Origin of the sequence: Blastococcus sp. HT6-30 (assembly GCF_039729015.1) — a bacterium.
Taxonomy (GTDB): Bacteria; Actinomycetota; Actinomycetes; order Mycobacteriales; family Geodermatophilaceae; genus Blastococcus.
Genome location: NZ_CP155792.1, coordinates 2,867,048 through 2,880,740, shown reverse-complemented (window position 1 = coordinate 2,880,740; position 13,693 = coordinate 2,867,048). Strand labels below are relative to the sequence as shown.

Below are 13,693 nucleotides of genomic sequence, written 5' to 3'. Positions count from 1 at the left end.
ACCGGTGGGAGTCGTCTCGGTTGCTGGCCCGGGGACGCGGGGCCGCGATACCAGCAAGATCGTACACAAAATATGCTAGCTTCCGTGTGCGCCGGGTCACGGCGCACGTCTGGCACGGCAAGAAGGGGGCCCGGGTGTTCCGGCACGTCGCGGTGTTCGAGTGGACCGAGGAGTCCACGGCCCGGCAGCGGGCGGCCGCTGTCACGGCGCTCGAGAAATGGGCCGCCGGACCGGCGACCGCCTTCGGGCGGCTCACCGTCGGCGTCGATGCCGGTCTGGCGGAGGGCAACGCGGACGTCGTCGTGGTCATGGACCTGCCAGACCGCGAGACCTATGCCGCCTACGCTGTGGACGAGGCGCACCAGGCCCTCCTTCGGGAGCATGTCCGTCCCATCCTCCGCCGGCGTACCGCCGTGCAACACGAGGTCTAGGAGGCCGGCGTGGATCTAGGACTGAAGGGGCGACGCGCGGCGGTCGCGGCGGCCACCGGCGGGCTCGGCTATGCCACGGCGGCGGCCCTGCTCGCCGAGGGAGCGCAGGTCACCATCTGCGGCTCCGACGCCGGTCGCGCCGAGGATGCGGCGCGGCGTCTGGGCGCCGGTGCCTCCTGGGTCGTCGCGGACCTGGCCGACCCCGACGAGGGCGAGCGGTTCGTCGAGCTCGCCCAGAAGACCATGGGCGGGGTCGACATCCTGGTGCCCAACGCCCCTGGTCCGCCGGCGGGGACCTTCGCCGAAATCGGGGTCAACCAGTACGCGCCGGCGCTCGAGCTGAGCCTGCTCTCCACGGTCCGCATGTGCCTGGCCGCCGTACCCCGGATGCGCGAGCAGCGGTGGGGCCGGGTGGTCGCGATCACGTCGATCGCGGTGCGGCAGCCGGTACCGAACCTGATCCTGTCCAACACCGCCCGTGCCGGCCTGACCGGTTTCCTCAAGACCCTGGCGCGCGAGGTCGCCGCCGACGGGGTGACGGTCAACTCCGTCCAGCCGGGTCTGCACGACACCGCGCGGCTGCGCGCTGTGTGGGGCGAGCGCATCACCGACGAGGTGGCGAAGATCCCGGCCCGCGAGCTCGGCCGGCCGGAGGACTTCGGCGCCACGGTCGCCTTCCTCTGCTCGGACAGCGCCCGGTACATCACCGGTTCGGCGGTTCCCCTGGACGGCGGCATGAACCAGGGCCTGCAGTGACGGTGCGCCCGGCGCGCGGCGCCGAGGGCAGCACCCGACCCGATCGACCAGAGGAGAAGCGCGCGTGAAAACTCATGGTGCCGTGCTGCGCGACGCAGGCATGGACTACGAAGTCGTCGAGCTCGAGGTCGGCGATCCGGGTCCGGGTGAGGTGCTGGTCGAGATGGCCTTCGCCGGTCTCTGCCACTCCGACGAGCACCTCCGCCAGGCCAACGCCGGCGGCCGGTACCCGATCGTCGGTGGCCATGAGGGCTCCGGGACGGTGCTGGCCGTGGGTGCAGGCGTCACCCGGGTGCAGCCAGGTGACCACGTGATCACGAGTTTCCTCCCGGCGTGCGGCCACTGCCGGTGGTGCGCAGCCGGGCGGTCCAACCTCTGCGACGTCGGCGCGACGATCGCCACCGGTCAGCTGCCCACCGGCACGTGGCCGTTCACGCTGGACGGCGAGGCCCTCGGGGGCTACTGCATGGTGGGCGCCTTCGCCCGCCACACGCTGCTGAGCGAGTACTCGTGCGTGCGCATCGAGCCGTGGGTGCCCATGGACACCGCGGCGCTGCTGTCCTGCAGCGTGCCGACGGGCTGGGGGTCCGCCGTGTACGCGGGTGGGGTCAAGCCGGGCGACACGGTGGTCGTGGTCGGTTCCGGTGGCGTCGGGGTGAACGCGGTGCAGGGAGCGGCGCACGCCGGGGCGCAGCACGTCATCGCCGTGGACCCCGTGCCGTTCAAGCGCGAGTTCGCGATGACCGTGGGGGCGACCCACACGGCCGAGGACACCCGCGCGGGCGCCGACCTGGCCCACCAGCTCTCCCACGGGGTGGGGGCCGACGTCGTCGTGCTGACCACCGGCGTGCTGGACGCCGAGACGACCAAGGGTGCGGTGCGCTGCGTCGGCAAGGGCGGGACCCTGGTCCTCACCGCCCTCGCCGGCATCGCGACGGAGACGACCCTGTCGTTGCTCGGCAACCCGATCACCGTCTTCGAGCAGCGGATCCAGGGCTCGCTGTTCGGTGGCTGCAACCCCTTCCGGGACATCCCCGCGCTGCTGCGCATGCACCAGGAGGGAACCCTGGAGCTCGACTCACTCATCACCCGGCGCTACTCGCTCGAGAACCTGCGCCAGGGGTACGCCGACCAGGCGGCCGGCGAGACGATCCGCGGCCTACTGGTCCACGGCTGATTCCCGGGGGCGCGCGTCCTCGTCCGCCCCCGCCACCGGGGTCGCTCGTCCAGCCGCCTCCGGGCCGGTCCTCCCGGCCCGGGCGCGGCGGACAGCGATCCCGAACGCACCGAACCCCGCCCAACCGCCGGACTCCCGTCCCGAGGAGCGAGATGAACACCGTCGTCCAGGTCGAGGACCGATACCGGCAGTCCGAGGGCCTTCTCCACGTCACCGGCATCCAGGCGCTGGTCCGCGTCGCTCTCGACCAGGTCCGGGCCGACCGGCGCCGCGGACTGCGCACCGCCGGTTTCATATCGGGCTATCCCGGCTCCCCGCTGGGTGGCTACGACATGGAACTGGGACGCCGGGGGGACCTGCTCGACGAGCACGACATCGTCTTCCGTCCCGGGGTCAACGAGGAGCTGGCCGCCACGGCGGTGGCCGGCAGCCAGCTGGCCCAGACCCGCAAGGAACTGCGTTACGACGGCGTGACCGGCATCTGGTACGGCAAGGCGCCCGGTGTCGACCGTGCCGTGGACGCCCTGCGGCACGGCAACATGGCCGGGGCCGCCCCGGAGGGCGGCGTGCTCGCGCTCGTCGGCGACGACCCATCGGCCAAGTCCTCGACCATGCCCAACGCCTCCGAGGCCACCATGGCGGCCGTCGGGATGCCGGTCCTCTACCCGGGTGACGCGCAGGACGCCCTCGACATGGGCCTGCACGGCATCGCGCTGTCCAGGGCCTCCGGGCTCTGGGTCGGCGTCAAGGTCGTCACCGACGTCGCGGACGGCTCGGGCACCGTGGAGGTCCACCCGGATCGGATCGTGCCGGTGCAGCCGGACATGACCGTGGACGGTCGCGCGTTCCGGCACCAGGTCCGCGGCATGCTGCTGCAGCCGACGTCGGGCGAGCTGGAGGCGACGCTGTACCACGAGCGCCCCCTGATCGCACAGCGGTACGCGGCGGCCAACGGGCTGGACCGCCTCACCCGGTCGGGACCCGACGATCGCATCGGCATCGTGGCCGCGGGGAAGACCTACCTGGACGTCTGCCAGGCGCTGGCCTCGCTCGGACTGGACGAGGCCGAGTGCCGCCGCCGGGGCGTGCGCCTGCTCAAGCTCGGCATGGTCACCCCGGTGGAACCGGGCATCATCCGCTCCTTCGCCCAGGGGCTGCGGGAGATCGTCGTCGTCGAGGAGAAGCGGTCCTTCGTGGAGGCGGCGATCAAGCAGATCCTCTACGGGCGCACCGGGGCGCCGGTCATTCACGGCAAGACCGGGCCCGACGGGCGCACGCTCGTGCCGGCGTCCGGCGAGCTGGAGCCCGACCTGCTGGCCGGCGTCCTCTCGCGGCGGATGCTGGCCCTCGGCGGCATGCCGACGGTGGAGGCGTGGTCGGAGGCACGCACGGCGCGGGCCGTCCGCGAGGACCGCCGGCCCGCGCTGCTGCCACTGCTCAGCCGGACGCCGTACTACTGCTCCGGTTGCCCGCACAGCACCTCGATGGCCACCCCGGAGGGGACCCTCATCGGCACCGGCACCGGCTGCAGCTCGCTGGCGGTGTTGATGCAGCCCGAGACGGTGGGCGACGTGAGCGTGCTCATGCAGATGGGCGGCGAGGGCAGCCAGTGGATCGGCATGGCCCCCTTCATCGACGTGCCGCACATGGTGCAGAACATCGGGGACGGCACGTTCCACCACTCCGGCAGCCTGGCCCTGCGCGCGGCCGTTGCCTCCGGGGTGAACATGACCTACAAGCTGCTGTACAACTCGGCGGTCGCGATGACCGGCGGGCAGAGGGCCCAAGGCGGGATGAACGTCCCGGCGCTGGCGGCGATGCTGACCGCCGAGGGTGTCTCCCGGATCATCGTCACGACCGACCAGCCGGAGAAGTACCGGCGTGTCCGGCTGCCCGGCAAGACGCAGGTGTGGCACCGCGACCGGCTGGTCGAGGCGCAGGAGGAGCTGGCGCGCGTGCCCGGGGTGACCGTGCTCGTGCACGACCAGGAGTGCGCCACGGAGAAGCGGCGCCGGCGCAAGCGTGGCCTGCTCCCGGAGCCGGCCACCCGGGTGCTGATCAACGAGCGGGTCTGCGAAGGCTGCGGTGACTGCGGGCAGAAGTCCAACTGCCTCTCGGTTGTCCCGGTCGACACCGAGTTCGGCCGCAAGACGCAGATCCACCAGGCCTCCTGCAACAAGGACTACACCTGCCTGGCCGGCGACTGCCCGTCCTTCCTCAGCGTCGTGCCCGGGGAGCGGACCCCCAGGCCGACCGCGGCCGAGCTGGACGCCGCGCTTCTGCCCGTCCCCGCGCCCCGGGTAGCGACCGACGACTTCGCCCTCCGGATCGTCGGCATCGGCGGGACGGGTGTGGTCACCGTCGCCCAGATCCTGGCCACGGCGGCCCAGCTGGGCGGGTTCCACGTGCGCGGCATGGACCAGACGGGCATGGCGCAGAAGGGCGGCGCGGTCGTCTCGGACCTGAAGTTCACCCGGGGTCCCGTCGTCCAGGCCGCGCGGGTCGCAGGGGAGGAGTGCGACCTCCTGCTCGGCTGCGACATCCTGGTTGCGGCGGAGCCGAAGAACCTCGCGGTGGCCGATCCGGCGCGGACGGTCGCCGTCGTGTCGACCGCGCAGGTGGCCACCGGCGCGATGGTGACCGATCCCGGGGTGACCTTCCCGCCGCCGGAGCAGCTGGCGGACCGGATCCGGACGGCTACCCGGATCGGCGACGCGGTGTTCCTGGACGCGCACCAGCTGACCCAGCAGCTCTTCGGTGGTGACCAGTCGGCCAACGTCCTGCTCCTGGGCGCCGCCTACCAGTCCGGTGCGCTGCCGGTGCCGGCCTCCGCGATCGAGGAGGCCATCGCCGTCAACGGTGCCGCGGTGGAGGTCAACATCCAGGCATTCCGTCGTGGGCGGCAGGCGGTGGCCGACCCCGCCGGGCTCGCGGCGGCCGTGGCGGACCTCTTTCCGCCGGCGGTGGAACCGGCGCCGCCGGCGCCCGAGGTCGCCGACGTGATCGCGTCGGTGCGGGCGCCGGCCGGTTCGGAGCTCGCCCGCTGCGTCAGCGTCCGCGTGCCCGACCTCGTCGGCTACCAGGACCTGGCCTGGGCGCAGGACTACGCCGGGCTCGTCGAGCAGGTGCGCGCGGTGGAGGCGGAGGTGGTCCCCGGCAGCGGCGAGCTGGCCGAGGCGGTCGCGCTGGGGCTGTACAAGCTGATGTCCTACAAGGACGAGTACGAGGTCGCCCGGCTCTCGATCGATCCGGCCGTCGAGGCCGACGTCGAGTCCCGCTTCGGCCGCGGGGCCCGGTACAGCTACCGCCTGCACCCGCCGGTGCTGCGCTACCTGGGTCGCAAGGACAAGATCGCGATCGACGCCCGTGCCGCCCGGCCGGTCCTGCGCACGCTCTACGGCATGCGACGGCTCCGTGGCAGCGTGCTCGACCCGTTCGGCCACAGCCACGTCCGCCGGACCGAGCGGGCGCTCATCCAGGAGTACCGGGAGCTGGTGCACCGCCTCCTCGAGGAGCTCGCGCCGGCCAACCACGGCGTCGCCGTGGAGCTGGCTGCGCTCCCCGACATGGTGCGCGGCTACGAGGAGATCAAGTTGGACAACGTCGCCCGGTACCGCGAGCGCCAGCGCGAAGCGCTGCAGCGGTTCGCCGGAACGGCGACCCCGCTCACCACCACCACGAGGAGCTGACCCATGCCCGAGACGGATCTGCAGGACCTCCGCGCGGGCGTCCGCGACCTGGCCTCGTCCTTCCCGGCGGAGTACTGGCGCCGGTGCGATGCCGCCCGCGAGTACCCGGAGGAGTTCGTGCGCGCGCTCACCGAGGCCGGCTGGCTCTCGGTGCTCATCCCCGAGGAGTACGGGGGAGGGGGGCTCGGCCTGGTCGAGGCCTCGGTGATCATGGAGGAGATCAACAGCACCGGGGCGAGCACCTCGGCGTGCCACGCGCAGATGTACACCATGGGCGCGGTGCTGCGGCACGGTTCAGAGGCGCAGAAGCGCACCTACCTGCCCGACATCGCGGCGGGCAAGCTCCGGTTGCAGGCGTTCGCCATCACCGAGCCCGACGCGGGCTCGGACACCACGCGGATCACGACCTTCGCCCGGCGGACGCCTGAGGGGTACGTGGTCAACGGCCGGAAGATGTGGATCTCCCGCGTGCAGCACAGCGACCTCATGCTGCTGCTGGCCCGCACCACCCCCCGCGAGGAGGTTGCCAAGCGCACCGACGGGCTCAGCCTCTTCCTGGTGGACCTGCGCGAGGCCGGGTCGTCGGTCCGCGCCGAGCCCATCGACACGATGGTGAACCACGAGACCAACGCCGTGTTCATCGACGACCTCGAGCTATCCGCCGACGCGCTCGTCGGGGAGGAGGGCCAGGGCTTCCGGCACGTCCTGAGCGGCATGAACGCCGAGCGCATCCTGCTGGCCAGCGAGAGCATCGGCGATGCCCGCTGGTTCCTCGACACGGCGTCGGCGTATGCCCGTGACCGGGTCGTGTTCGGCAAGCCGATCGGCGACAACCAGGGCGTCTCGTTCCCCCTGGCACGGGCCTGGGCGGACATGCGGGCGGCGTCGCTGGTGCGCGACCGGGCAGCCGAGCTGTTCGACGGGGGCGAGACGGGCGGCACGGACGCCAACGTCGCGAAGCTATTGGCATCCGAGGCCGCATGGGCCGCTGGCAACGCCGCGATGACCACCCTGGGTGGCTACGGCATGGCGGCCGAGTACGACGTCGAGCGCAAGTTCCGCGAGTCGAGGCTCTACCTGGTGGCCCCCGTGTCCAACAACCTGATCCTCCAGCACGTCGCCGGGCACGTTCTGGGCCTGGGCCGCGGCTGAACCCGCCCGGCCCAGGCCGAGAGGCGATGGCCTCCCGGCCTGAGCCGGGCGGTCAGCGCTCCGCGTCGGCCAGGAGTGCCCGGGCACGCTCGACCAGGGGTCGGTCCACCATGGCGCCCGCGACGGTGCCGACGCCACCGTCGACGTGGGCGGAGACCACGGCCCGGGCCCAGTCGAGCTCCTCGGGGGACGGTCGCCACGCCCGGGCGACGACGTCGACCTGACGCGGGTGGATGCACAGCTTCCCGCCGAAGCCGCTCTCGCGGGCCCCGCGGGCGTCAGCGGCCAGGACGTCCGCGTCCTGCAGCTCGGTCGTCACGCCGTCGAGGGGTGCCGGCAGACCGGCCAGCCGTGAGGCCAGGACGAGTTCGGCCGCGAGCAGGCGCACCAGCGGTGAGCGCGGCGTGACGCCCAGGTCGAGCGCCAGGTCCTGGTCGCCCAGGGCGAGGCACGCGGACGCGCGGGCGACGTCGCGGGCGGCGGCGATCCCGGCGGCGGTCTCGACGAGCGCGATCACCGGCCGGCCGGTGGCCGAGCCCACCGCCGCGACGTGGCTGGGCTCCTCGGCCCGGGCCAGCATGACGCCGAGGAGGCCACGGGCGCCCACCAGCGTGGCGATGTCGTCCTCGTGGCCCGGGGCGCCGGCCGCCTGCACCCGGACGATCGCCCTGCCGCCGTCGTCGAGCCACCGGCGGACGTGCTGCCGGGCGGCGGCGCGGCGTCCGGCAGCGACGGCGTCCTCCAGGTCGAGGATCGGCACCGCACCCGAGCCGGCGGCCTTGTCGAAGCGTTCCGGGCGGTCGCCGGGGACGAAGAGGAAGGCGCGGGAGCCGGCCAGGGGAGCGGTCAACGCGCGTCCGTGCCGATCGAGGGCCGCGCCGAGGTGGGACCGTAGCCCCGCCGGTAGACCAGCAGGGTGCGGGTGAAGGTGATCACGACGGTCCCCTCCTGGGTGTAGCCCGTGGTCCGCACGGTGACCAGCCCGGTGCTCTGCCGGGACTGCGACGGGCGCAGTGCCAGGACCTCGGAGCGCGAGTAGACGGTGTCGCCCTCGAACAGCGGATGCGGCATCCGCACCTCGTCCCACCCGAGGTTGGCGAAGACGTTCTGGGACACGTCGGTCACCGACTGGCCCGTGACGAGGGCGAGGGTCAGGCAGGAGTTGACGATCGGTCGGCCGAACTCGGTCTGTGCGGCGTAGTGGTGGTCGAAGTGGGGGTGAGCGGTGTTTTGCGTCAGCAGTGTGAACCAGGAGTTGTCGGTCGCGGTGATCGTGCGTCCGAGCGGGTGCTCGTAGACGTCACCGACCTCGAAGTCCTCGTAGAACCGCCCGTTCCAACCCGGCTTCATCGCCACGGCACACCTTCCGCCGGTGTAGCGCCGACTTCGCGTGACCGCTCCGGCACGGATCACCGGCCCAGGATCGCATGACATATAGGGATTGCGGGTGCCGACCCTGACCGGAGCGGGTCTGGCGCGAGGGCCCGCGGAACCGGCGGACCGGCCGGTGGTGCGTGGCCGTGTGGCACCGGCCGCAGCGAAACGGAGGGCTGCCGACGGGCGCGTGGAGCACCTGGTCGGGATCCCGGGCGGTCGGACCCACCCTCCGTCGAGTGTGTCAGGTGCCACACCTACCGTTCCGGTGTGACGACGCCACCTCCCACCAACCGCGACGCCCCCGAGCCCTCGCCGGCGGGAGCCGCCGGCGGGGCCGCCGACCTGGTCGCGGCCCTGGCGGCGGCGCTACCGGCCGACCGGCTGGTCACCGACCCCGACGTGCTGGCCGCCTACGCCCACGACGAGGCCGAGTGGGCCGAGAACGTGCTGCCCGCCGCCGCGGTCCGGCCGCGCATCGCCGAAGAGGTGCAGGCGGTCGTCCGCGCCTGCATCGAGCACCGCACCCCCGTCGTCCCGCGGGGTGCCGGTACCGGCTTGTCCGGCGGGGCGAACGCCACCGCCGGCTGTGTCGTCGTCTCGTTGGAGGCGATGGATGCGGTGCTGGAGGTCGACGAGCTGGAGCGCTTCGCCGTCGTCCAGCCAGGGGTGATCAACGACGACTTGCGCACGCACGTCGCCGGCCACGGTCTCTGGTACCCGCCGGACCCGGCCAGCTCCCCCTGGTCGACCATCGGCGGCAACGTGGCGACCAATGCCGGTGGGGTGTGCTGCGTCAAGTACGGCGTCACCAGGGACTACGTGATGGGGGTGCAGGTTGTCACCGGCACCGGCGAGCTGGTCAGGCTGGGTCGGCGCACGGCCAAGGGAGTGGCCGGGTACGACCTCACCGGCCTCATGGTCGGGAGCGAGGGCACGCTGGGCATCATCACCGAGGTGACCCTGAGGCTGCGCCCGCTGCGCGATCCGGAGCGCACGGTGGCCGGCTACTTCGACTCGGTGGTCGCCGCGGGCGAGGCGGTCACAGCGGTCGCTGCCGCCGGGCTCACCCCGTCGGCGCTCGAACTGGTGGACCGGCACTGCCTGGCTGCCGTGGACGCATGGAAGAACATGGGTCTGTCGCAGGACGCCGAGGTCGTGCTGCTGGGCCGGGTCGACACCCCAGGGGCTGCCGGGGACGCCGAGGCCGAGCAGATGCTGGCCGCGTTCGAGCGCGCCGGCGCGAGCTGGGCGGCCGTCAGCACCGATGCAGAGGAGGCGGATGCGCTGTTCGCCGCACGCCGGCTGGCCTACCCGGCGCTGGAGCGGCTCGGGCCGGTGCTCACCGAGGACGTGTGCATGCCCAAGGCCGCGGTCCCGTCGATGCTCGCCCGCATCGAGCAGATCGGGGCGTCGCACGACATCGTCATCGCCAACATCGCGCACGCCGGGGACGGCAACCTGCACCCGTTGCTGATCACCCCACCGGGCGACGAAGCCGCCCGCGACCGCGCCCAGCTGGCGTTCCAGGACATCATCGCTGCCGCCCTGGAGCTGGGGGGCACGGTCACCGGGGAGCACGGAGTCGGACTGCTCAAGCGTGACGGCCTGGTAGCCGAGATACCGGAGGCCGTGCTCGCCATGCACCGCTCGGTCAAGGCGGCGCTGGACCCGTACGGCATCCTCAACCCGGGCAAGGTGTTCACCGCACCGGCGCGGTGACCGCGCGGTGCGCTCCGGACAGGGGGACGCCGCGCGCCCGGTCGCTGATCGGCGCGGCCCCATCGGAACAGGTCCGACCGGAAGGGCTCCCCGGAGCGACTTTTCGACACGGTGACCAAGCTGTTACTTGACTCACATATATCGTATGTGTTGTCGTCTCGGTCACAGGGCCGCCGAATCGGGCTGGCCCTCTCAGCACTGAGATCGAGGAGATGGCGTGCACAGCTCACTACGCATGAAGCGGGCCGCTGCGGTTGGCGCGGCGGCGGTGCTGGCGGCCTCGCTGGCTGCCTGCGGCGGGGACTCCGGCGGCAGCGGCGGTGGTGGGGGTGGCGCTGGGGCCGAGGGTCAGTCCTTCGACTGGCAGTACTCCAACTACCTGCCTCCCAACTCGTCCTTGAGCACCGGGATCGCCAACTACTTCGACTCGATCGAGGAGCAGGGCGACATCACGGTCGAGGAGTTCTACCAGGAGTCCCTGCTGTCCGCGACGGACACGCTGCAGGGCGTCGCGCAGGGCCGGGCCGACCTCGGCTTCATGATCGCCCTGTACTACCCGGGTGAGTTGCCGCTCTCCCAGGTCGTGGGCGTGCCCTTCCAGACCGACGACGCCGAGGCGCAGGTCCGGGCCATGAACGACCTCTACGAGAACAACGAGGCCTTCCGCGCCGAGTACGAGAACCAGGGCGTCCACGTCCTCAGCTTCGTGCCGCTGGCGCCGACCATGGTGGCGACGTCGGAGCCGCTGTCCGGGCTCGACGACTTCCAGGGCCGGCAGATCCGCGCCGTCGGCCTGCTCAGCCAGGCGATCGAGCAGACCGGCGCCAGCCCGGTCGCCCTCTCGGCCCCGGAGATCTACGAGTCGGTGGAGCGCGGGGTCATCGACGGGTTCACCTCCTACCCGTTCGACGTCGCGGTGGCCAACAGCCTCCACGAGGTCGCGCCCAACATGACGGACCCGGGCACCGGCCTCTACAACCTCGGCGCGCTGGTCATCACGAAGAGCCTCTGGGACGGACTCCCGGAGGAGACCCGTGAGCTCATGACCGAAGAGATCGACCAGTACGTCACCGACGCCATCGCGCTGCTGGCCGAAGAGGAGCAGAACACCTGCGACACGTTCCTGGAGGCCGGTGGCACGCCCGGCGTGTTCCCGGAGGCGGACGTCGAGGAGTTCGAGACCATGGTCGGCGACAGCGTGCTGAACGCCTGGCGTGAGCAGGCCACGAGCGCCGGCGTCTCCGCGGACGAGGTGGACGGGTACCTGGAGGACTACCAGGCCGCCCTGGAGCAGTACTCCGCCGAGTCCTCCTACACGCCCGGCCTCGTGGCCTGCGCAGAGCGGAACGGGAACTGACCGGTTCGACACCGGTGGGTGCGTCGGGGGGCAACGACCCGTTGTCCCCCGACGCGCTGATCGGTGACGCGCACTCCGTGCCGCCGATCGACGGCACGCCCGCGGAGCGGCCCGGGGGGCCGGTCCGCAAGGTCATCCACCTGATCGCGACGACCTTCGGCGTCATCGCTGCCCTTCTGATCGTCGGCATCATGATCAGTACGGCACTGGACGTGTTGGTCCGCCAGATCACCGGGTCCTCCATCCCCGGGGTGGTCGAGTACAGCGAGGTGCTGCTCGCCGGGCTGGTCTTCCTCGGCCTGGCCTATGCGCAGCGCACCGGGGCCCACATCGGCGTCGACCTGGTCACCGAGCGCCTGCCGACGCGCACCGCCCACGTCGTGCGCGCGGTCGGTCTGGTCGTCGCCATCGCGGTGCTCCTGTGGATGACCTACGAGACGGCCGTCGTGGCCGTCAACTCCTTCCAGGTCGGAGAGTTCCGTTTCGGCCTCGTCCCTGTCCCTATCTGGCCGATCCGGATCGTGATCCCGCTCGGCCTCGTCGCCTTGATCCTGGAGCTGGCGCTGAGCACCTACGACGAGATCGTCGGGGCCCGGACGGGTGCCCCGACCGTCCAGCACGAACACCCCGAGGCGGCGTCCGCGGCGACCGAGCGCGACAGGGGCGCCCGGTCGTGACCGCAGGGCTCGTGGCGGCCCTCGCCGTCCTCGTCCTGCTCGTGCTCCTGTGCACGGGCGTTCCTGTGGCCTTCGCCCTCGCCACCGCGGGGATCCTGGGCCTGATCGTCTACCGCGGTGCTGACATCACGGCCAGCACGATGGGGTCGCTGCCGTACCAGGCGACGGCGGAGGCGACGCTGGTCGTCATACCCATGTTCATCCTCATGGGCGTGCTGGCAGCGCACGCGCGGGTGGCCGAGGACGTCTTCCGGATCAGCCACCGGCTGCTGCGCCGGCTGCCCGGTGGTCTGGGGCTCGCGTCCATCGCCGCCTGCGCCGGCTTCGGCGCGGTGTCCGGGTCGAGCGTGGCCACCACGGCGACCGTCGGACGGGTCGCCATCGTCGAGATGCGCAAGTACGGCTACAACGTGGCGTTCGCCGCCGGCATCGTGGCCGCGGCGGGCACGCTGAGCGTGCTCATCCCGCCGAGCATCGTGCTGGTCATCTACGGCATCATCACCGGTGAGTCCATCGGCGCGTTGCTCACCGCCGGGATCGTCCCCGGCATCCTGTCGGCGCTGGTGTTCATGTCGCTGGTGATCATCCGGGTACGGCTGCGGCCGGCCATCGGCGGCTTCAACCAGGCCCCGACGGCCGTCGACGACCAGCCGAGCCTCGCCGGCAACCGGCCGCAGGGCAAGGGTTATGCCGGGCTGGTCAAGATCACCGTCTTGTTCGCCATCGTCATCGGCGGCATCTACGCGGGGTTCTTCACCGCGACCGAGGCCGCCTCGCTGGGTGCCTTGGCCGCGCTGTTCATGCTCCTGGCGGACGTGTTCCGGTACGGGCCCCGTCAGCTGATGATCAATCTGCGGAACAGCTTCGCGGAGGCGGCGTCGGTGACCAGCTTCATCTTCGCCATCCTGGTGGGCGCCAGCCTGTTCACCTACTTCCTGGTCAGCGCCGGGATCACCAACGCCTTCGCCAACTGGGCGTTGGAGCTCCCGGTGCCGCCGACGGTCCTCATCGTCGTCCTGCTGGCGATCATGGTGCCGCTCGGGATGTTCCTCGACCCGATCTCGATCATGCTGATCGTCCTGCCTCTCGCTTACCCGGTCGTCATCGGCCTGGGCTTCGACGGCATCTGGTTCGCCATCCTCACTGTGAAGATGATCGAGATCGGGCTGATCACCCCACCGGTGGGATTGAACGTCTACGTCCTTGCAGGCACACCCGGAGTCCGACTGGAGGACGCGTTCCGGGGTATCGCCTGGTTCCTCCCGGCCGAGTTGTTCACCACCTCGCTCCTGTTCCTCATCCCGGACCTCGTGACCTGGTTGCCCAGCCAGATCGGCTAGTGACCCGGTCCTCCCGTC

Annotated in this window: 11 protein-coding genes; 9 read left to right on the top strand and 2 right to left on the bottom strand. The window is 71.7% G+C overall.

All coding sequences use genetic code 11. The features are described from left to right. Positions 1-86: 86 nt before the first annotated feature. The 5 genes from ABC795_RS13870 to ABC795_RS13850 all read left to right on the top strand — a co-directional run bounded on the left by ABC795_RS13870 (position 87) and on the right by ABC795_RS13850 (position 7,205). Positions 87-431, top strand: coding sequence for a Dabb family protein (locus ABC795_RS13870; protein WP_347057775.1), 345 nt, complete (start codon positions 87-89; stop codon positions 429-431). A 9-nt stretch (positions 432-440) separates the two neighbouring features. After that, on the top strand, positions 441-1,187 hold the full coding sequence (locus ABC795_RS13865; RefSeq protein ID WP_347057774.1) for an SDR family oxidoreductase: 747 nt from the start codon (positions 441-443) through the stop codon (positions 1,185-1,187). Positions 1,188-1,251: 64 nt separating this feature from the next. Then, the gene (locus ABC795_RS13860) at positions 1,252-2,364 is read left to right on the top strand and encodes an NDMA-dependent alcohol dehydrogenase (RefSeq protein WP_347057773.1); all 1,113 of its coding nucleotides are present in this window, start codon (positions 1,252-1,254) and stop codon (positions 2,362-2,364) included. Continuing rightward, complete coding sequence (locus ABC795_RS13855) at positions 2,361-6,053, top strand: indolepyruvate ferredoxin oxidoreductase family protein (protein ID WP_347060725.1); 3,693 nt, start codon at positions 2,361-2,363, stop codon at positions 6,051-6,053. The genes ABC795_RS13860 and ABC795_RS13855 overlap by 4 nt, the downstream gene beginning before the upstream one ends. A gap of 3 nt (positions 6,054-6,056) precedes the next feature. Continuing rightward, a complete protein-coding gene (locus tag ABC795_RS13850) occupies positions 6,057-7,205 on the top strand; it encodes an acyl-CoA dehydrogenase family protein (RefSeq protein ID WP_347057772.1) in 1,149 nt (382 codons plus the stop codon). Positions 7,206-7,257: 52 nt separating this feature from the next. Here the strand turns inward: ABC795_RS13850 and ABC795_RS13845 are convergent, their stop codons facing one another. Further along, positions 7,258-8,055, bottom strand: coding sequence for a CoA ester lyase (locus ABC795_RS13845; RefSeq protein ID WP_347057771.1), 798 nt, complete (start codon positions 8,053-8,055; stop codon positions 7,258-7,260). Next, positions 8,052-8,555 carry a MaoC family dehydratase gene (locus ABC795_RS13840; protein ID WP_347057770.1) on the bottom strand — a complete coding sequence of 168 codons (504 nt, stop codon included), beginning with the start codon at positions 8,553-8,555 and terminating at the stop codon, positions 8,052-8,054. The genes ABC795_RS13845 and ABC795_RS13840 overlap by 4 nt, the downstream gene beginning before the upstream one ends. Before the next feature lie 294 nt (positions 8,556-8,849). Between ABC795_RS13840 and ABC795_RS13835 the strand changes: the two genes are divergently transcribed. From ABC795_RS13835 to ABC795_RS13820, 4 genes are all read left to right on the top strand, one after another. After that, the gene (locus ABC795_RS13835; RefSeq protein ID WP_347057769.1) at positions 8,850-10,301 is read left to right on the top strand and encodes an FAD-linked oxidase C-terminal domain-containing protein; all 1,452 of its coding nucleotides are present in this window, start codon (positions 8,850-8,852) and stop codon (positions 10,299-10,301) included. 217 nt (positions 10,302-10,518) lie between these two features. Further along, complete coding sequence (locus ABC795_RS13830; RefSeq protein ID WP_347057768.1) at positions 10,519-11,658, top strand: C4-dicarboxylate TRAP transporter substrate-binding protein; 1,140 nt, start codon at positions 10,519-10,521, stop codon at positions 11,656-11,658. Between the two features lie 14 nt (positions 11,659-11,672). Continuing rightward, complete coding sequence (locus ABC795_RS13825) at positions 11,673-12,335, top strand: TRAP transporter small permease (protein ID WP_347057767.1); 663 nt, start codon at positions 11,673-11,675, stop codon at positions 12,333-12,335. Then, positions 12,332-13,675: a TRAP transporter large permease gene (locus ABC795_RS13820; protein WP_347057766.1), complete on the top strand. Its 1,344-nt coding sequence runs from the start codon at positions 12,332-12,334 to the stop codon at positions 13,673-13,675. The genes ABC795_RS13825 and ABC795_RS13820 overlap by 4 nt, the downstream gene beginning before the upstream one ends. The last annotated feature ends 18 nt before the right edge of the window (positions 13,676-13,693 follow it).